Annotated in this window: 21 protein-coding genes and 1 other annotated feature; of the genes, 7 read left to right on the forward strand and 14 right to left on the reverse strand. The window is 53.2% G+C overall.

Going from position 1 to position 18,664, the window contains the following annotated elements:
• Nucleotides 1–28 precede the first annotated feature (28 nt).
• The 9 genes from F556_RS0106320 to F556_RS0106365 all read right to left on the reverse strand — a co-directional run bounded on the left by F556_RS0106320 (nt 29) and on the right by F556_RS0106365 (nt 9,782).
• A complete protein-coding gene (locus F556_RS0106320) occupies nt 29–1,690 on the reverse strand; it encodes a putative polysaccharide biosynthesis protein (protein WP_020616072.1) in 1,662 nt (553 codons plus the stop codon).
• 25 nt (nt 1,691–1,715) lie between these two features.
• Entirely contained in the window at nt 1,716–2,150 is a 435-nt protein-coding gene (locus tag F556_RS0106325; RefSeq protein WP_425414002.1) for a DUF456 domain-containing protein, read from the reverse strand.
• 88 nt (nt 2,151–2,238) lie between these two features.
• Entirely contained in the window at nt 2,239–2,991 is a 753-nt protein-coding gene (locus tag F556_RS0106330; protein ID WP_020616074.1) for a Cof-type HAD-IIB family hydrolase, read from the reverse strand.
• A gap of 145 nt (nt 2,992–3,136) precedes the next feature.
• Nucleotides 3,137–4,117: a metal ABC transporter substrate-binding protein gene (locus F556_RS0106335; RefSeq protein ID WP_020616075.1), complete on the reverse strand. Its 981-nt coding sequence runs from the start codon at nt 4,115–4,117 to the stop codon at nt 3,137–3,139.
• A gap of 27 nt (nt 4,118–4,144) precedes the next feature.
• Entirely contained in the window at nt 4,145–5,020 is an 876-nt protein-coding gene (locus tag F556_RS0106340) for a metal ABC transporter permease (RefSeq protein ID WP_020616076.1), read from the reverse strand.
• Entirely contained in the window at nt 5,020–5,766 is a 747-nt protein-coding gene (locus F556_RS0106345) for a metal ABC transporter ATP-binding protein (RefSeq protein ID WP_020616077.1), read from the reverse strand. The genes F556_RS0106340 and F556_RS0106345 overlap by 1 nt, the downstream gene beginning before the upstream one ends.
• Nucleotides 5,767–6,091: 325 nt before the next feature.
• The gene (locus tag F556_RS0106355) at nt 6,092–8,119 is read right to left on the reverse strand and encodes a peptidoglycan D,D-transpeptidase FtsI family protein (RefSeq protein ID WP_020616078.1); all 2,028 of its coding nucleotides are present in this window, start codon (nt 8,117–8,119) and stop codon (nt 6,092–6,094) included.
• 30 nt (nt 8,120–8,149) lie between these two features.
• On the reverse strand, nt 8,150–9,289 hold the full coding sequence (locus F556_RS0106360; protein WP_020616079.1) for a transglutaminase domain-containing protein: 1,140 nt from the start codon (nt 9,287–9,289) through the stop codon (nt 8,150–8,152).
• A gap of 40 nt (nt 9,290–9,329) precedes the next feature.
• Nucleotides 9,330–9,782, reverse strand: coding sequence for a hypothetical protein (locus F556_RS0106365; RefSeq protein ID WP_020616080.1), 453 nt, complete (start codon nt 9,780–9,782; stop codon nt 9,330–9,332).
• Nucleotides 9,783–10,000: 218 nt separating this feature from the next.
• Here F556_RS0106365 and F556_RS0106370 point away from each other — a divergent pair, with 218 nt between their 5' ends.
• Nucleotides 10,001–11,152, forward strand: coding sequence for an MFS transporter (locus tag F556_RS0106370; RefSeq protein ID WP_020616081.1), 1,152 nt, complete (start codon nt 10,001–10,003; stop codon nt 11,150–11,152).
• 66 nt (nt 11,153–11,218) lie between these two features.
• Nucleotides 11,219–11,593, forward strand: a complete 375-nt coding sequence (locus F556_RS0106375) for a toprim domain-containing protein (protein WP_020616082.1) — start codon at nt 11,219–11,221, stop codon at nt 11,591–11,593.
• On the opposite strand, the gene F556_RS0106380 is transcribed toward F556_RS0106375, so the two are convergent.
• Both F556_RS0106380 and F556_RS0106385 read right to left on the reverse strand, forming a co-directional pair.
• The gene (locus F556_RS0106380; RefSeq protein WP_020616083.1) at nt 11,584–12,510 is read right to left on the reverse strand and encodes an AEC family transporter; all 927 of its coding nucleotides are present in this window, start codon (nt 12,508–12,510) and stop codon (nt 11,584–11,586) included. The two genes, F556_RS0106375 and F556_RS0106380, sit on opposite strands and share 10 nt — an antisense overlap.
• Before the next feature lie 44 nt (nt 12,511–12,554).
• A complete protein-coding gene (locus tag F556_RS0106385) occupies nt 12,555–13,160 on the reverse strand; it encodes an SCO family protein (RefSeq protein ID WP_020616084.1) in 606 nt (201 codons plus the stop codon).
• Between the two features lie 320 nt (nt 13,161–13,480).
• Here F556_RS0106385 and F556_RS0106390 point away from each other — a divergent pair, with 320 nt between their 5' ends.
• Both F556_RS0106390 and gerQ read left to right on the forward strand, forming a co-directional pair.
• Nucleotides 13,481–13,903, forward strand: coding sequence for a cell wall hydrolase (locus F556_RS0106390; RefSeq protein WP_020616085.1), 423 nt, complete (start codon nt 13,481–13,483; stop codon nt 13,901–13,903).
• 198 nt (nt 13,904–14,101) lie between these two features.
• Nucleotides 14,102–14,623, forward strand: coding sequence for a spore coat protein GerQ (gene gerQ / locus F556_RS33375; RefSeq protein WP_020616086.1), 522 nt, complete (start codon nt 14,102–14,104; stop codon nt 14,621–14,623).
• Here the strand turns inward: gerQ and F556_RS36095 are convergent.
• On the reverse strand, nt 14,607–14,888 hold the full coding sequence (locus tag F556_RS36095; protein WP_020616087.1) for a hypothetical protein: 282 nt from the start codon (nt 14,886–14,888) through the stop codon (nt 14,607–14,609). The genes gerQ and F556_RS36095 overlap by 17 nt on opposite strands.
• A gap of 82 nt (nt 14,889–14,970) precedes the next feature.
• Here F556_RS36095 and F556_RS0106405 point away from each other — a divergent pair, with 82 nt between their 5' ends.
• Complete coding sequence (locus F556_RS0106405) at nt 14,971–15,960, forward strand: metal-dependent hydrolase (protein WP_020616088.1); 990 nt, start codon at nt 14,971–14,973, stop codon at nt 15,958–15,960.
• A 290-nt stretch (nt 15,961–16,250) separates the two neighbouring features.
• Here F556_RS0106405 and F556_RS0106410 read toward each other — a convergent pair whose 3' ends face one another.
• Nucleotides 16,251–16,472, reverse strand: a complete 222-nt coding sequence (locus F556_RS0106410) for an alpha/beta-type small acid-soluble spore protein (protein ID WP_020616089.1) — start codon at nt 16,470–16,472, stop codon at nt 16,251–16,253.
• A 147-nt stretch (nt 16,473–16,619) separates the two neighbouring features.
• Here F556_RS0106410 and F556_RS38290 point away from each other — a divergent pair, with 147 nt between their 5' ends.
• Nucleotides 16,620–16,793 (forward strand): DUF5325 family protein, encoded by a 174-nt coding sequence (locus tag F556_RS38290; RefSeq protein ID WP_020616090.1) that lies wholly within the window; start codon nt 16,620–16,622, stop codon nt 16,791–16,793.
• Nucleotides 16,794–16,802: 9 nt separating this feature from the next.
• Here F556_RS38290 and trpS read toward each other — a convergent pair whose 3' ends face one another.
• Nucleotides 16,803–17,789 (reverse strand): tryptophan--tRNA ligase, encoded by a 987-nt coding sequence (trpS, locus tag F556_RS0106420; protein WP_020616091.1) that lies wholly within the window; start codon nt 17,787–17,789, stop codon nt 16,803–16,805.
• A gap of 45 nt (nt 17,790–17,834) precedes the next feature.
• Nucleotides 17,835–18,076 (reverse strand) — a binding site (T-box leader).
• A 164-nt stretch (nt 18,077–18,240) separates the two neighbouring features.
• Between trpS and F556_RS0106425 the strand changes: the two genes are divergently transcribed.
• Nucleotides 18,241–18,645, forward strand: a complete 405-nt coding sequence (locus tag F556_RS0106425) for a hypothetical protein (RefSeq protein WP_020616092.1) — start codon at nt 18,241–18,243, stop codon at nt 18,643–18,645.
• Nucleotides 18,646–18,664: the final 19 nt, after the last annotated feature.

Here is an 18,664-nt window from a genome sequence, read left to right on the forward strand (position 1 = left end):
CCAGAGCCATTTAAATCTAACGCAGCTGCTATCCGCCGCTTGCGCCCCTTGCTTTTGCCGGGACAAGCCTCATTAACAGGCCGAATACCTTGCGAAGCGGACCAGGGAAACTCTTCACGTCGCTCTCTCTTACCACACGCATTACGATGAGCAAGAGTAGGTAGAGTCCCAGCATCGCCATGCCCGTTACAGCAGCTGTCGCCAGATAGGCCAGACGATCGGGCCACGACTGCAGCAGCTGGCGGCCGCCCCAGTCGAGTCCGAAGCCTGCCGCCCCAGTTAGTACGATAACCGTAAGATAAGCCGCCCAGCGGCTACCCAACACCTGCAGCTTCACAACCCCGCCGATCGTACGCAGATTAAGCATCGTGATGAGGATGAAGCAGAGGGTTGACGCGATGATCAGACCGTATACGCCCAAGATCGGTCCGAGTGCGATACTGGCGATAATCTTCAGAACAATGCCCAGAATTGTATGAATCATCGGGGCACGGGCATTACCAAGTCCGAACAGCATGGAATTGCTCGTCATCATCGTAATTTGAAAAATCGTGCCGGCCGTCAGAGCCGCTACGATCGCGCTGCCTTCGGCCGTTTCATAGATCGAGCCGGTTACTGACGTAGCGGCAACAGTGAGAGACAACGCCGCCGGTATGCCGGTGAACAGGACAATCCGCATGACCAGCGAGCCCTGGCGCTGCACCTCCTGCAGATTGCCCGTGGCAAACGCAGAAGAAATGACTGGAATAATCGATGTACTGAGCGCAATGGCAAGGATTGGCGGGATGCCTGCAATCGCCTGTGCTTTAATCCCCAGCATCTTCAGCGCGTGATCCGCTGCCTCTGGCGTGTAATAGCTGGCCGTCAGCGGATTAAAGAAGAAGGAATCGATCATATAGATTAGCTGAACCGTCATGGCTGTCATGACGATCGGAATCGACATTTTGAAAATTTCCTGATAAATCGCCTTGTACTTGAGCGGTGAACGAACAGCCCGCTTGGTGTCAACCATCGGCCGTCCGCCGGCTGCGGCCTCTGCCGCATCCTGGCGCTTCAGCTTGTAAGCGTACCAGAGCATGACCCCAAAAGCGCCGATGCTGCCGAATACACTGCCGACTGTAGCGGCTGCCGATATCCATTCCTGATCATAACCAAGCGATACGACAATGAGAGCCAAGCCCACACCGGTGACCACGCGCAGAATCTGTTCGATAATCTGCGAGATCCCGCCAGCCGTCATCATCTGCCGCCCCTGGAAATAACCGCGCATCATCGCAATGACCGGGAATAGCAGCAGCGCCGGTGCAATCGCCTGTACGGCGAGGGTAGCTCCCGGATTGCGGGCAAGCTTGTCCAGAATTAGCGGCGCCGAGAAGAAGAGTCCACACGACATCACAATACCGGCCACGATACCGAACCGGAGTGCCGCGCGATAGATCTGCTGCGCTTCGTCAATCCGCCCCTGGGCATACCGCTCCGAGATCATCTTGCTAATTGTACTCGGTATTCCTCCCGTAGCAATGACCAGAAGTAGTAAATACGTATTGTTGGCCAGCGTAAAATAAGCCCCGCCAGCCGCATCGAAGATGTAGTCAAACGGGATGCGCTGGAACAGCCCCAAGAAACGGGCGACCAGCGCTGCCGCTGCGAGCACAAGCGTGCCTTTGATTAGGGAATCCTTTTTGATCATGAATAATGACTCCTGCCTGTTTTCTTCAGACCACCAGCCAGATAATAAACAAGATAATCATGATGGTCTGCAATATAATTTTGACTAGCGTGCTGGTGAACAGCCCTACTACTGAGCCGTAACCGACCCGCAGCGACTGCTCCAACGAAGCCCGCGACATGAGCTCCCCGATAACGGCGCCGGCGAACGGTCCGATCAAGAGACCGAAGCCCGGGATGACAAACGGACCGATGAGCACCCCGATCGTACTGCCGATGACCGAAGCACGCGACCCGCCATAGCGTTTGACGCCCCAGGCATTTACCGCATAATCGGCAAAAATCAATACCGCAACGATCAAGGTCTGCAGCGTCCAGAACACCCAGCCGAAGGGCTCGAAGCTGATCATAAACCCATACACGAAAAATGCGCCATAGATGGCCAGCGCACCAGGCAGGATCGGGAAGATCGCTCCTGCCATGCCTACGGCAAACAAGATGACGATCAGCACCCAAGCGATGATCTCCACACCTATTCCTCCAATTAGAAATCAGGGATCGACTCTCAGCCTAGCGGCTGTTAAATATATATTCCTCGATGACGCGTGCAATCGCGTCTTCATTGTTGGAAACCGTGACGGCATCAGCCGCTTCTTTGATGGACTCCTGTGCATTCCCCATGGCGATGCCGAGGCCTGCCTCCTGAATCACTGCGAGATCATTGAGACTGTCTCCAACCGCGATGACCTGCGACATTTCAATACCTAGCATGCCACAAACCTCGCGGACGCCGTTTGCTTTGGATACGCCTTCGGGGTTAATCTCCAAATTGGTCGTGGAAGAATTGGTTATCTCGAGCCCGCCCCAGCTCTCGATTTCACTGCGGATGGCCGCCCGGGCTGTATCGTCAGGGGTATCGAAGCCGAATTTGAGCCAGTGCTTGTCACTGATTTGTTCGTTTTTGGCCAGCCAGCGTTCGGAATTGTAAATATCCTCGACCGCATAAGCCCAATACCAGGCATCATGCGTCTGCGCCAGCTCACGCAGCTTGCCGACAATTGTATCCGCCAGGTACGTACGCTTGTGCAGCACATGTGGCTTGTGCCAGATCTCCCCGCCGTTAATTGTAACCATCGGGGTTGTCAGTCCCAGCTGCTCCGCAAAGGGAAGCGCGCTGCGGAATCCTCTGCCCGTTGAGAAGATGACCGTGACGCCAGCGTCAAGCGCCTTGTGAATCCATGCGGCATTTTCTTCGCTAATCTCGCTTCGGTCATTGAGAAGTGTTCCATCCATATCCAATGCAATCAATTTGTATTTATTCATCAAGCGTCTCCTTTCGGGCACAATAGCCTAATTTTATCACATTCGGCGGCAATTCCAAATAGCCTCGCTCCAATGCCAAAAGACCGCCGGATACCGGGCTCATGAGCCTCAGGTATTCTGGCGGTCTGTTGAAGCGGCTGTTATGCTACTTCAGTCCTTCAATAATCGTCTCAATGTTGGTGCGCATCATATCGAGGTAGGTGTCTCCTGTCTCGCCTGGTTTACCCAGAGAGTCCGTGAACACTTCACCCACAATCGGCACACCTGAATCACGGGATACCGATTCCATGCTGCGGGGGTCTACACTGGTTTCCACGAACAGGCCTTTTACATCCCTTGACTTGATCTCGTCAACGATCGCCTGTACCTGAGCTGGCGTACCTTCACTCTCGGAGTTGATCTCCCAGATGTACCCGGCTTCAATGCCATACGCTTCGCTGAAATATTTGAAGGCACCCTCACTTGTAACTAGGAATCGTTGACTCTCCGGGATTTCCTGGAACCGTTCAACCGCCTCATCATGGAGCTGCTCCAGCTCGGCGATGTAGCTCTCTGCATTGGCAGCGTAGTCTTCGCTGTTGTCGGGATCGATCTCCGTGAGTGCCGCTTGTGCATTTTGTGCATAGATCACGCCGTTGCGAAGGTCAAGCCAGGCATGAGGATCACTCTCGCCTTCATTGCCAGCCTCCGTTAAGTATTGGACTTCCACGCCTTCACTGATCAGGTACACCGGCGCGTCTTCGCCATCCTTGCCTGCTGTTTCCAGCAGCTTCTCGAACCAGGAGTTCCCTGCCTCCAGATTCATACCGTTATAAAAAATAGCGTCCGCATCGGCGGTATTCGTGACATCGGCCGGGCGGGGATCGAACTCATGCGGGTTGGAGCCAACAGGCGCGAGCGAGATCACATCGACATGGTCGCCGCCTACCTGTTTGACGATATCATAGACGATGGAATAGGTCGCCACTACCTTCAGTCTGCCGTCCTGTCCCTCATCTTCCCCCTCACCGCTTCCCTGATTAGCACCTGCCGGTCCGTTGTTCGCACAGCCAGCCAACAGCAGTACCGCAAGTAGGCCTGCCCACAGCAAGCCCCCTGTTTTCTTCCATCTGATACGTTCTCTCATCTCTCCCACTCCTTACGTTAGCTTGATCTATTGATTCAACGCCTGCCCTCTCACTCGTTCCCGTTGCTGCCGCTTGCGAATCGATTTCATCAGCATGCCCTGCTTCGGCGAGAACACGAATACGAGGAAGAACATGACGGTTGAGGTGACGACAATGGTGGCGCCGGAAGCCAGGTTGTAGACGTAGCTGAAATACAGTCCACCGACCGCAGCCAGCATTCCGAATAGCGCCGATAAATACAGCATGACCCACAGACGGTCTGTCAGCAGATAGGCTGTGGCAGCCGGTGTAATCAACATGGCAACCACGAGAATGATACCTACCGTCTGGAGGGAAGCAACGGTCACCATGGTCAGCAGGGTCATCAGCAGATAGTGAATGAATCGGACCGGCAGACCATACGCCGCTGACATTGTTGCATCGAAGGTGCTGATCAGCAGCTCTTTGTAGAACAAGTAGATACAGCCTACGACAATCACACCGATAATGAGCGTGAACCACATCTCGGAAGGCCGTACGGCCAGCACGTTACCGAAGAGGATATGGTACAGATCCGTACTGCTCTTCATCATGGTGATGAGGATAATCCCGATCGCGAAGGCAAAGGTGAACATGATGCCTATCGAAACATCATGCTTGATCCGGCTATTCTGACTGACGAAGCCAATGCCGATAGCGGTCAGCACGCCGGTGATGACGGCCCCGATAAAAAAGTTGATGCCCAGCATATAGGAGATCGCCACGCCTGGCAGCACGGCATGAGAGATCGCATCGCCCATCAGCGCCATGCCCCGAAGGATGATGAAGCAGCCGATGACGCCACAGATCATTCCTACCATCACGGCTGTAATCAGTGCTTTCTGCATGAAACCGTAATTTAACACCGCATGAATGAATTCCATCAGATGCTCACTCCCAACTCCCGCATGAATGAAAACTCGCCACGATAGGCTTGCGACATAATTTCTGGCCGGAATACATCCTGCACCTCGCCGAAGCTCACAAGCTCCCGGTTAATGAGCAGCAGCTTGTTGAAATAGTCATTGGCCTTGCTCAGGTCGTGATGGACGACCACGACCGTCTTCCCGTTCGCCTGTTGCTCCTTCAAAATCGCAATGATCGTCTGCTCACTAGTCAGATCGACGCCAACAAACGGCTCATCAAGGAAGAACAACTCGGGTTGCTGCGCAAGAGCCCTGGCCAGGAAAACACGCTGCTGCTGGCCACCGGACAGCTCGCCGATTTGACGGTTCTGAAAATCAGCCATACCGACCTGCTCCAAGCAGCTATAGGCCCTTTCCCGCTGCCGCTTGCCCGGACGCCGGAACCACCCCAGGGTCGGATAGGTACCGAGCAGAACCGTGTCCAGTACCGTGATTGGGAAGTTCCAGTCAATCTCGCTGCGCTGGGGTACATAAGCAATCTGCTTGCGCAGCGCCTTGATTGACTGCCCAAGAAAAGAAATCTCGCCGCGATCCCTTGGAATCAGATGGAGCATTGCCTTAAGCAGCGTCGACTTGCCGGCGCCATTGGGTCCGATGATGCCGACCAGGTTGCCCGTACCCAGATCGAAGCTGACGTCGCGGATGGCTTCCACGCCGTTGTAGGAAACATGAAGATGTTCGACAGAGATGGCTGCAGTACTCATCGTTTATCCTTCTTTCCGTATAAGATGCCGGCGGCAGATCCTGATATGAATAATCGGCCGCCTGCTTATGCTTGCAAGATCATCAGCAATACAAACAGAATCGTCATCATACCGCGCTGTACAGGCGCTGGCAGCTTGAGCTTCATGGACAATCCCTCCTTTGCAGGACTTCATATTGCCTGGACGAACAAAAGTTTGTCAAAGGAATGTTTATTAACCTTATGCCTCTTTTTTTATATTATACAAAAAAGTTTCTCTTGTGCAACATTTTCTTTAAAAAAAGGTCAACAACGGTTTGGTATCCGCTGTTGACCTTGTCTTCTGGCTATTCTTGTTGTTCGTCTTCATTCGTTTCCTGCTGAAGCTTGGGGCTTCCTGAGAGCCCATAATAATCATCATACGCATCAAAGATTTGACGGGCAATCGGAGCTGCTCCATAACCGCCAGACCCGCCTTCCGGTACGATAACCGCAACCGCAAGCTTGGGATTGTTGGCAGGCGCATAGGCAATGAATACGGCATTCTCGACCGTCTTGCCAGCCACTTGCTGCTCAGATGTTCCCGTCTTACGGAGATAGGAGTAGTCCACGCCTTCGAAGCCTTGGGAGTTGACTCGGCTCATCCCGCGCTCAATCACATTCCAGTAGCTATCTGGGATATCGATTTCATTCAGAATCTCAGGCTCCATCACCTGCACCACATTACCCTCGCTATCCGTAATCTTCTCGACAAACAGGGGCTTCATCCGCTTGCCGCGGTTGGCCATCATTGACGTATATTGCGCCAGCTGAAGCGCCGTATATCTGCCCTGCTGTCCGAAGGAAGACCGGATCAAAGCTGACTGCGAACTGGCGTTTTCGGCCTCATGGAAGTAGTCGACCACACCTGCAGACTCACCCGGCAGACCGCTTCCAGTCACAACACCAAGACCAAATTGCTTCATGTAGTCGTCCCACAGCTCGACGCCCTTGAAGCCATCTCTGGCATTAAGCCGGTTGCCAATCATTTCGGCCATGAATGTATTGGAGGACTTCTCAATGGCCTTAGCCCCGTCCATGGTGCCGTAAGCACGGCGCCCTGCATTCTGGATCGAGGTGCGGTGTGTGCCTTCCCGGCCGAAATAGAAGACGCCTCTGTCATTATAGGTCGTGCCGGGACTGAACAGCTTTTCATTCAGACCGATCAATACGGTCAGCGGCTTGATTGTCGACCCCAGCGGCACCAGGGAGGAGGGATGCTTGGCTCTCTCGTCAGGATCCTGATAATTCTGGTATACCTGACGGATGGCTCCGTTCAAGTACAAGTACTCAATATCGCGAAAATCATCTGTACTGATGCTGCCGCCGTGCCACAGGTTCGGATCGTAATCCGGCATGCTCGCCATCGCGACGATCTTGCCTGTATCGACCTCCATGGCTACTGCCAGACCCGTCTGGGCATGCGGCGCCCGCTCCTGACGGCGCGGTGAGGTACGAAGCTTATTGAGATGGCTCATGATCGCTTCCTCGGTCCGCAGTTGAACCTCGCGGTGGATCGTCAGATGCAGATTATTGCCCTTCTCTGGACTGGTCAGCTCCATCGGACCAACGATATGGCCGACCGCATCAATCGGATACGTCTTGAGTCCATTGCGGCCACGCAGCTCATCCTGATACATAAACTCTAGGCCATCCATGCCCACGTCTTCATGATCAAGATAGCTGTCTCTCATATCCTCAGCCCGGTCGAGATTTTTGTATCGCTCTACCGATTCTTTGACGCCCCTGTATTTCTTAAGGTAGCCTACCAACTGCACGGCAACCGAATCGGTATCATAATGACGAATGCTGTCTTCCATAATATCGATGCCGGGAAACTGGTCCCGGTTCTCTGAGAAGTAGGCAATCTCTTCTCTGGTCAGATCAGACTTGATGCGGCGCTGTGTAAAGGCGTTGTTCATCCGTAAGCTCAGGTCCATCTGTTTAATGATATCCTCGACTTCCATATGTTTGGAGGGGTCGCCATATCGTTCAAAAACCTCAAACAGCTTCCGGGCATACGCCTCGCCTTGCTCGCTCGTAATGCCTTTCTCGATCTGATAATATAGCGACATCGTTGATGAAGAATACGCAATCTCCTGGCCCGAAGCATCGTAAATATTGCCCCGGATTGGTGCAATGCGCACATCCCCCGTCGTCAAACGTGCCTTCTCGGCAGCATAGGTTGGTCCTTCTACGAATTGCAAAATGGCGAGTCGGATAATTAAAACACAGAACAACAGAAACGTACTAAAGAAAAAGATGTTCAGCCGAAACGAGAAGCCCCGCCGTTTGGCGGCCTCCCGCTTGTGCGGATCATCGGAAAATCCTGTCACTTGCATTCCCTCCCAAAAGCATTGGCATTGCTACGCATCACGAAGATGCGTGTCATCAAAATTCGGCGGGTTAAACCAATCGCCTGAGCGGGCCCACGTGGCATCCAGCGGGAGCCAGTTCCCGTCTACCCGTACTTCGTTCCAGGCATGCGGCCCGAGATTGCCGCCCTCACCGCCCATGCCGGTGACGACCCGCACATCCAGACCAACCGAGCGCGCCATCACGGCATACAGCCGCGCGACATCGATGCAGACGCCTTGGCGCATGTCAAAAGTATCCTGCGGTGTCTGCTCGCGCCATGTACCGTAGTCAATGTAATCGTTGGCTTTATCCCAGTCATAGGCAATGCGGGTGCCAACCCAGTCATACAGTGCCCTCGCCTTGTCTTCATCCGAGGACAGTTCTTCTGTGACATGACGGGCTGCTTCCCCGATCTCTGCCGGCACTGCGTGATCAATAATCTCGTATCTGCGCTGCAGCATCTGACGGAACTCGGTCTCTACCGCCTTGGTAATGACAGGACCATGCTGCGTCAGTACCGGACCAGCCAGCGGGGCGATCAGACGCTCCGTCGTCTCCCGGTATGTGGGGGAGGCCTGAATCTGATCAGCGAACGGACCGGTTGGCAGCAGCGTCACATAAATGAAGAACAGAGCCAGCAGCACAAAGGCACGCCCGATGCCATGGATGGCTCCGATCAGTGCTCCTGTCAACCGGCTCAGCACCCGGGCCAGCCAGCCTGAGGAGACGATCGCTTCGCCCCGGGTGCCCTGCTTCTGCAGAACGATCGGCGTCAACAGACCGAACAAGCCTCGCAGCACGGCATAGGCAAGCAGGAACAGTACCCCGAAGCGCAACAATGCAAAATCGCGCAAGCCCGTAATGAACGCATACCAGATTTGCAGCAGCATGTTCATCTCTTCATCGGGGATACGAATGCTCTGATCGATCAGCCATCGCTGCAGATGTGGCGAGAGATAACTGGCAGCTTGCGCGGCCAGCAGCAGTGAAATGACGATCCAGAGGGATTCCCAGAGGAATCGGAACAGCCGTTTGGCTGAGCCCGATGCACCTTGCCCCAGTCCTTGAATCAGTGAACCTGCCAAGACGAGCAGCAGCAGAATCGAGATCCATTCGAATCGGAGCAGCGGTTCCAGCCATTGTGCCATGTTATCCCTCCTGCTCTAAGCTGTAGTTCGCATCCCCGTGTTACCCGTGCTGTCGGGCCTGATCGATCAGTCCCCGGATCGTTGCGTCCATCTTCCACTTGCCCAGAGACGTGCCGCGATAGGTCACGGCCACTTCCTCATCGCCGCCTGTCCACTCCAGCGTGAGCGTAGGCGTCGCAACTGTGTGCGTGCCGTCGCCATTATTGGTATAGACAGCCTTGTCGGCTTCGCCCGCCATTGCCTGAAGCGCCTCCTGCTTGACAGTGTCCGCCACCTGTGACCCCATCGAGCGCAGGTCATCCAGACTGCCGCTGAGATCCTGCAGGTTATACCCGCTGTATGCAATCACGGCAATGATGATCACGGCAACAATCGCCCACTTGACTAATGTCCGCACGACCTTGATGACGATCAGGAGCACGACAAGCGCAATCAGCAGCACCAGCCAGTTTTCCTGAAAAAATAACGACCATGTCTCCCAATCATAATTCATGGTAATCCCCCTTTATGTACATAAAACCTTTCTTTCTCTGTGACAAGCTCATTGACATGCTACTCTCCATTATACCTTACCGTACCGGGGGCGTAAACGAGACGGCCTGCCATTTTCACAGGATTGGCATATCCGCTCGTCCACAGGCGTACAAGTTAGGAGTATCCTGTATCTCCGCTAAGGTACAGACTTACGTTTCGTCAGGAGGATTCCGCCTTATGAAAACAGCCATCTGGCTCTACTTGTTTCTCTTCGTAGCGTTTTTTGATCTGCATGCGCAGTATCCGATCCTGACGCCGTTCGCGATCTCCATCGGGGCGGCCCCCTCGTTCATCGGCCTCATGATGGGCATCTACTCCATTACGCATCTGCCCGGCAATTGGATCGCAGGCTTCAGCGTGGACCGTTATGGCAGCCGGATCTTCATCGTCTTCAGCCTGATGACGGCAGGGATCATCTTGCTGCTGCAGGCACGGGTCACCGACCCTTGGCAGCTCCTTGTGCTGCGCTCGCTTAGCGGTTTTGTGCTAGCTTTTCTTTCACCTGCATGTATGGCCTTGCTGGCTCGGCTTGCTTCCAATCCATCAGAACAAGGCAAGCTCATGGCCGGTAATTCCCTGGTCCATACCCTCGCTTCAGTAGTCTCCCCTGCCGCCGGCGCCTTTTTGGTAGCCAAAATCGGTTTCGACACGGCCTTCTTTATACTCGGCTTGCTGCTCATCGTGATCTCCCTGTGCGCCCTGTTCTTCATCCGCGATGTTCCGGAAGCCCCGAAGCTGCCGACACAGGACACCCATCCAGCGATTGCGCCAGCCGGGTTACCTACGCCTGTACCGCTGATCATTTACGTACTTCCAGTTGCCATGGCCTGCGCCCAGGGTATTCTCTCCTTTGAGTTGCCGCTGCTCGCCACCAGCAAGGATGCGATGATGACGACCGGCTTATTGTTTTCTGTCGTCAGTCTAGGCGCTCTGATTACGCTCAGCATGCTGTTTCTCAACCGATACTCTGCCTATCACCGTTCCTTGTGGGGAGCATTCATGCTGGCGATCGCTTATTTTGCGCTGGCAGTAGACGTCCCGCTTCCGGTGTGGACCCTCTTGCTGGTGCTGGGCATGGCCAAGGGGATCATCTTCCCTGCACTTTCGACCTTGCTCATTCAACTTAGTGGCGGCACGCGCTATGGACGTACCTTCTCGCTCCTCTCTATCGCATTCTCCATTGGCGCCTTTCTTGGTCCTATGCTGGCCGGGCAGCTGCGTGAACAGGTGTCGCCTTACTTATTGGCCTTCATTGCGCTGATGATTGCGGTCACCCTACTCCCTTTTCATGCTTCCCGTCCCCCACAGCCTTCCACCCGTCTGAACTGAGTCCATTGTCCGGGCTGGTGTACCATTGTGCCTGGACGGGGTACAATAAGGGTGAGGTGAGGATCAATGTGCATTGCTATCATCGTAGAAGGCAAAAATGACCGGCGTCGGCTTCGTCAGGTGCTCTCCGAGGAAGTAACCATTCACTGCTCCTTCGGCACCCCGGGGACAGAGCAGATTGAACGGCTTCTGCGCCAGGCCAAGGACTGCGACGTGTATTTGTTCATGGACAATGACGCTTCGGGCAAGCGGATTCGCGGCAAGCTGCGCGATGCTTTTCCCGATGCCGAGCATATCTACACCCGTCGCGGCTACCCTGGCGTGGAGGGCACGCCAGTGGAGTACTTGGTCGAACAACTGGAAAAGGCGGGACTCGGCGAGTACATCCTGTACCCGGATACCGGTCCCGCCCCCATTTGGAGCAAAGAAGATCAAATTTGAAGCATAAAGATGACAAGTGTGACCGTAAAGACGCTGAGCAACGTGGAGAGGAATACCGCCTGCGACGAGAACTCCGCCTCATTGTCGAACTCAACGGCCAACAATACACTACTTAATGAAGTTGGTACTGCTGAAGAGACAATCAACGCAGCCGCCATCATGCCCTCAATGCCAAGTCCCCATACGATAACTGCTGCCAATGCTGGGCCGACAAGCAAGCGCAGGAAACTGGAGATGCCGACGTCAGCGAGCAACGAGCGATTAATCTGCCACTTCATACTGCCCAGTTGTACGCCCAGGGTGAGCAGCGCCGTACCGATGAACGCATCGGCCATGTAATCAATCGGCGTCTCAACGAACTGGGGCACGGGTACGGAGAAGCCCCGCAACAGCAAGGCGAGCGGAATCACATAGATGATCGGCATCGACAGAATTGTCCGCCAGACGGCACGCAGATCACTGCGGTGCGCATTAACACTATAGATTCCATAGGTATTCGGAATCAGTGACTGCATCATCATAATAATAATCTGTATCGCCAGCGTATCGGGATTGCCGCCAAATGCCAGCTGGTTGATGGGAATGCCATAGTTCGCACTATTATAGAACAATACACTGTTGCGCATCGCCGCCCGCTTCCCCGCATTATACCTTCTCAGCCGAACGACAATCTCCAGCACCCCATATTGCAGCACCATGAATAATAAGAAAAATAACAGTACACTCCCCATGACCGCAAGCGTGATATTGGTGGTGTAGAGCAATTTGAATATAATGGCTGGCGAAAACACATAAAAGTTCAGCTTGGACAAGGTTTTTATATCCAAATGAAAAGCCCGCATCATGATGACGCCGATGGCAATCATCACAGATAGCGGGAGCACATTGTTCATGAGGATATGCCAGAATATCGTCATATCATCTCTTCTCTTCTCTCTTATAAGAGCCGTTTAACACGACCTTAGTCTTTTAGCACTTTCTCGACATCCTCGATAATCGACTCGACCGTTAACTGTTCATCGGCGCGAATATATTTGCGGACCTGGCCCTCACGGTCAACCAGGATGAAGAAATTGGTATGCGTGAAGTCCCCGTTAGGATCCTTAAATACGCTGACGCCGTAGGACTTGGCCAACTCGGCCGTGTAGGCTTCATCACCGCGCAGAAAATCCCAGCCGCTGAAGTCAATAGCTCCGAATTTCTCGGCGAACTCCCGAATTCGCTCCGGCGTATCCCGTTCTGGATCAATTGTAATGGAGTTGATCATGAAATCGTCGCCGTAATGGCCCTGATCAATCATCTCGTTCTGTACCTGAATTAGTTGGGCCGTCGTAGGTGGACAAACATCCGGACAGTAAGAGAAATAGAAGTAATATAATCTCACCTTGCCGTTCGTGTCCTCTAAGGTGACGGTATTGCCATCCAGATCAGTCAGCTCATAGTCTGGTGCAGCCGATAAGGCCGGCAGCTTGCTCTCCTCTGCTGTAGACCAATACAGGTATCCAGCCATCAAAGCACAGAGCGCCAAGATTGCAATTTTGAACCCGTGCCGCTTCAGCACGTTCATGTGTCTTCCCTCCTGATGTTGTGCTGCCGTCCTAGACGGATCCACTCGTCGCTTAATCCTAACGATGAGGGTCAGCATCAGATATTCCTCTGCTCTTAATCGTCCTTAATCATACCGAAAATACAAGCCTTTGACAATGTTTCAAGCGGGCTGTTCATCAGATTGCCACGACTGTTCCAACGGACAACGCGCACATTTTTTTTCAGTGGCTCTGGCACCATTTTGCATCTGGGCCAATACAATGACAATGTGGTGTTCGCCCAGAAAGGAATCAGGCGAAATGCTGAATTGGCCAAAGAGGGAAGTGAAAAACAACAACCATGGCTGTCATCAAAACGAATGAAGAAGAAGTTAAGATGCTGGCTCGCTTAATGCGTGCCGAAGCCGAGGGCGAAGGCGAGCTTGGCATGCTGATGGTCGGCAATGTCGGCGTCAATCGCGTGCGAGGCGATTGCATTGACTTCCGCAACGTCCGCTCCATTCCCCAGATGGTCTTTCAAAATCCCGGCGGATTCGAAGCGACGCAAAAAGGCTACTTTTATCAAAGGGCTCGCGAAAGCGAGATCCGCCTGGCCCGCCGTGTCATCAACGGCGAGCGGCAGCATCCCGCCTCCAATGCCCTGTGGTTTTTTAGACCAACCGGCGCCTGTCCGGCCACCTGGTATGATCAAGCCAATACCGGTCGTTTCAAAGCGCACTGTTTCTTCGCCCCAACCCCCGAAGATTGCCCAGATGTCTATTAATTTAAAGTACGAGTTCAAAAATTCGTTTTTCAGCACCGAGAAGGTTGGAGGTAGGAGGAACTGAGAAGCGGAGCGTAGGTGAACCTACGTGAGCATCGGAAGTTCATCATGCATTCAAGATTCGACGTCGAATCAGCATCCTGAATCACTTCGTGATCAAAAACGAATACCATTATAAGATGGAAGTGAGGAATTATCATGTCTACACCTTATGGCTACCATTCCAGTTACGGAGGTTACACTGCCCCGGGTAGCGGGTATGGCTATGCCATGCCAGCTCCAGCGCCTATGATGTCCCAAGGAATGGCAGCTCCTCAGCAAATGTCAGGCGGCATGCCTCCTAATGTGCCAAGCGGCGCAGTCGTTACACCTGGCGGCGGCAATATCATCACCGCACCACTGGTGGAAGAGTCCTATGTCGAGAACATCCTGCGTCTGAACCGTGGCAAACTCGCGACCATTTACATGACCTACGAGAACAATCGGGAATGGAATGCCAAAGTGTTCAAAGGTATCGTCGAAGCGGCTGGCCGGGATCACATCATCCTGAGCGATCCCGTCACAGGCATGCGCTTCTTGCTGCTCACGCTCAATCTCGATTACATCACGTTTGATGAGCCGATTGCGTATGAGTATCCTTTCCATGGCGATGTTGTCTCCAACACCACACCGATGACTAACGGAACGGCTACCGTAGGAACGGTCAAATCCTCGCGTTAATTTGACGGAATGACCAGGCATTGATCTTTCCGTTCACCCAGAGCGGAAGCTTCGACCAGGGCGCCTCCCCCGCACGGGCGGCGTCCTGAATCCGATGAGCAGCCTCCTCGCTATCAGCCGACCATATTTCCACGAACAGACCTTGCTGATCTGTCCCTTCATATAATAAAGGCTGAGGCTCCAAGCCCCCCATTTCCTCCACCCAAGCCAGGTAGTCCTCCCGGTATTCCTCTTTCACACGATACTCCATCATACATACATGCATGCCATTCTCCTCCTTGATAATCTGCGCGGTTTTTGAAAATACTGATCTTAACCCAGTATAGCGCAAGAAGGAGGCTTCCCGCATGGATAGCGGTACACATCTCATCATGGGACTGGGTCTGGCTGGTCTGGCCTGTGTCGATCCCGTGATCGCTTCAAACCAAACCGTTTTTTTGGCCGCAATGGTCGGGACAATCGCCGGTTCCCAAGCGCCTGACCTCGATACACTGCTGCGGCTCAAGAGCAACGCTGCCTACATCCGCCACCATCGGGGTCGATCGCACTCGATTCCAGCCATTCTGCTGTGGACCCTACTCATCACAGCCGCATTGCAGCTCGGCTATCGCGGGTCCCTACCTTGGCTTCACATTGGAGGGTGGGTCCTGCTTGCAGTAGTCATCCACGTGTTTACCGATTTGCTAAATGCATATGGTACGCAAGCGCTGTGGCCCTTCTCGAAGAAGTGGATTTCATGGAACATTCTCCCGATCTTCGATCCGGTCATTTTCACCACGCATCTGGCCGCTATCTTGATCTGGGCGCTGGGCGGAGCGGAACCTGCCATCGTGTTTCCGATCCTGTACTTGTTTGTCGGTATCTACATTCTCTGGCGCAGTTGGCTGCACAGGACGACCTGGAACATGCTGCTGCGCGCAGATGACGGACCTGATGATGACAAGACGGACTATCATCTGATACCAAAAGTGTCCATCTACGATTGGCATGTGCTCAAGCAGCTGTCGGACGGAAGCTATGACGTGGGGAGTTTCAAGCATGGCAAGCTGGAATGGCTGGACCACGCGAAGTGCTCTGACCACCCGGCAGTCGAGCAATCCAAAAGTGATCCCTCCATCCAGGCCTTCCTCTACTTCACCTCCTTCGCTTGTGCCGAGGTGATCGAGCATGCCTGGGGTGTGGAAGTACGGTGGTCAGATATCCGCTACCGGCATCGCAAGCAGTACCCGTTCGTTGCCGTCCTGCTCATGGATCACAGCTCACATACCTTAGGCTCTTTTGTAGGCTGGCTTAGCGACGAGCGACTCCAGAAGCGTCTCCGAATGAATACCTATTGACGGACAATAGCCCCTTCCTGCAAAATGAGGAGGGGCTTTGTTTTTTTCCTTTAGGATTTTTTAGATAAACATTTTCATTGTTGAAACGAAGGAAAAGAGGGAGGCTGGAGAAATGAAATGCTCGCCTTTGTTTCCAGATTTCAACCGCTAGAACGGTTGTAAATAAAGAAATCTGGAAACAACAGCGATCGGAAGTCCCCTCTTTTCTAAAGTTGCGTTTACATTGAATTGTTTTGCATTAAAAAACTCCGCCCTCTTACGAGGGCGGAGCTGTGTGATGGAACAACCTATTAACGGGATTGACCCGCCAGTTGTTGTTCAGCGATTTGGACAAGCTTTCTTGTGATGTAGCCACCAAGGGAACCAGCGTCGCGTGTAGCAACGTTGCCATAGTAGCCGTCTGCAGGAATTTGGATCCCCAGTTCTTGTGCTGCTTCCATTTTCAGTTGTTGCAGCGCTTGAGTTGCTTGTGGTACCACCAGAGTGTTGCTGTTACGGGATTGGCCTGCCATATGAAATTCTCCTTTCATCCTCTGCGAATGTTTGTTGTTGCAAGCTTAGTATGCGCGGGATGTTGAAGAATATTCTTCGATCTTAAAAGATTTTAAAAATTTTTTTCTGGCTCCATATTTCTGCCGAAAGGAGTTGAGCGTACCGCCATGTCTAAACAGATGTCTCTATTTTTCGCCGTGATTGGGGTAGCCTTCATGTTCGCTACCGCCATCGCCATCAGTCATAATGGTTGGCTCGCTAGCGGACTCGCACTGCTGACCCTGGTCTGGATTGGATCCGGGTTTGTAATGCGCGCCCGCCTGCGCAGACAATCGCAGTAGACTTGTTTCTTATTTGGGCAGGACGAAGCCCATACGCTCTTTGACGTCCAACAGCGTCTGGTTCGCAATGAGCGCGGCTTCCTCCGCACCTGCCTTCAAGATGGCCGTCAGCTCGCCCGAGCTGCGAATCTCCTGATATCTGGCCTGTAGCGGTTCCAACACAGACACGACATGTTCAGCGAGATTCTTCTTGAACGCACCATAGCCTTGACCCTCATACTCTGCCTCAACCTCTTCTACGGTTTTCCCTGCGCAATGCGCATAGATCCCCATCAGATTACTGATTTCCGGCTTGTTCGCAGGATCGTATTTGACTTCTCGACCGGAGTCCGTCGTGGCCCGGCTCAGTTTCTTGCGTATAACATCCGGCGGGTCCAGCAAGGCAATATAGCTCGCCGGATTTGGATTGCTCTTACTCATTTTTTTGCTGGCATCGTCTAGCGACATAATCCGTGCGCCTACCTTAGGCGTATACGGTTCAGGCACCTTGAAATACTCGCCGTATTTGCTGTTGAACCGCTGAGCCAGATTACGCGTCAGCTCCAGATGCTGCTTCTGATCGTCGCCTACCGGAACAAGATCCGCATTATAGAGCATAATGTCGGCCGCCATGAGTGAAGGATAAACGAACAAGCCTGCGCCTACCGAATCCTTGCCCTCCGATTTATCCTTAAATTGCGTCATCCGTTCGAGCTCACCCATATAGGAGAGCGTAGTGAACAACCATCCCAGCTCGGCATGTGCAGACACATGCGATTGCAGGAACATGCTTGCCTTGGCCGGGTCAATCCCCGAGGCCAGGAACAGTGCAGCCACCGACTCGGTTTGCTCACGCAGCGCCTGCGGCTCCTGAGGAACCGTGATGGCATGCATGTCAACCACCATGAAGAAACATTGGTGACTATCCTGCAGCTTCACAAAATTTTGAATCGCCCCGATATAGTTGCCCAGTGTCAGCTGCCCGCTTGGCTGAATGCCAGAGAGTACTCTTTTCATCTGTGATCCTCCGTTTCGTTAATAAACACAAAAAGGCCCCTCGCCGTAAGGGACGAGAGACCGTGGTGCCACCCTAATTCGCCTGTCTATCGCTACCCATGAGGAAGCAGCAGGCCTTCATATCCCTTAACGCGGGACCAACGGGATACCCTACACAGCTCACTAGCCAGCCTTCAAGTATTCGACTCCAGGATCCATTCCGCACCGCCACTGCTCCGGTTCACACCACCCACCGGCTCTCTGATCCAGCATGCTACGAGCGTACTCTTTCCTGTCATCGTCGTTACAGACGATTATACGGACCTCCTCATATTTGTCAAGGGTTCATATACCTGTCTGCTCAATAAAAAAACCTGATTCAAAGTGCCTATCACACGTGTAATATTTAACTATCTATGCTATTATTAGTCCATTAGAACTATTATGTCGTGAGACAGGGAGGCGTGGACCTATGTTGACCGAGCTTAAGGTAGCCCATTGTTCTGACTGTGGCCGGATCTACCAAAAAAACCTCCGCGGCCTCTGTCACAGCTGTGCATCAGAATCAGACCGCCAATTGCAGGCGATTGACCGCTTTATGGTACGCTACCCGACCACTGACACCGAGACGGTCGCCGCTCACGTCGGGATCTCTCCTTCACGGATTCGCAGTTGGCTGCGCCAAGGCAAACTGCGCAATGACAGCTATCCCAATTTGTGCGACGCTTGTGATCTCTGTCAGACACCTATTCAAGCCGGCCACCTGTGCCATGATTGCTCTGTTCGCATTCAGACAGATATCAGCCGTCTGTTGACGCAAGAGCAAGAAGACCGGGAGCGCCAACGCGCGGCAATCAGTTACCGATTCCGTGCCTAAGTTTCAATCAATCATCATT

This window comes from Paenibacillus daejeonensis DSM 15491, from assembly GCF_000378385.1.
Lineage (GTDB): Bacteria > Bacillota > Bacilli > Paenibacillales > Paenibacillaceae > Paenibacillus_D > Paenibacillus_D daejeonensis.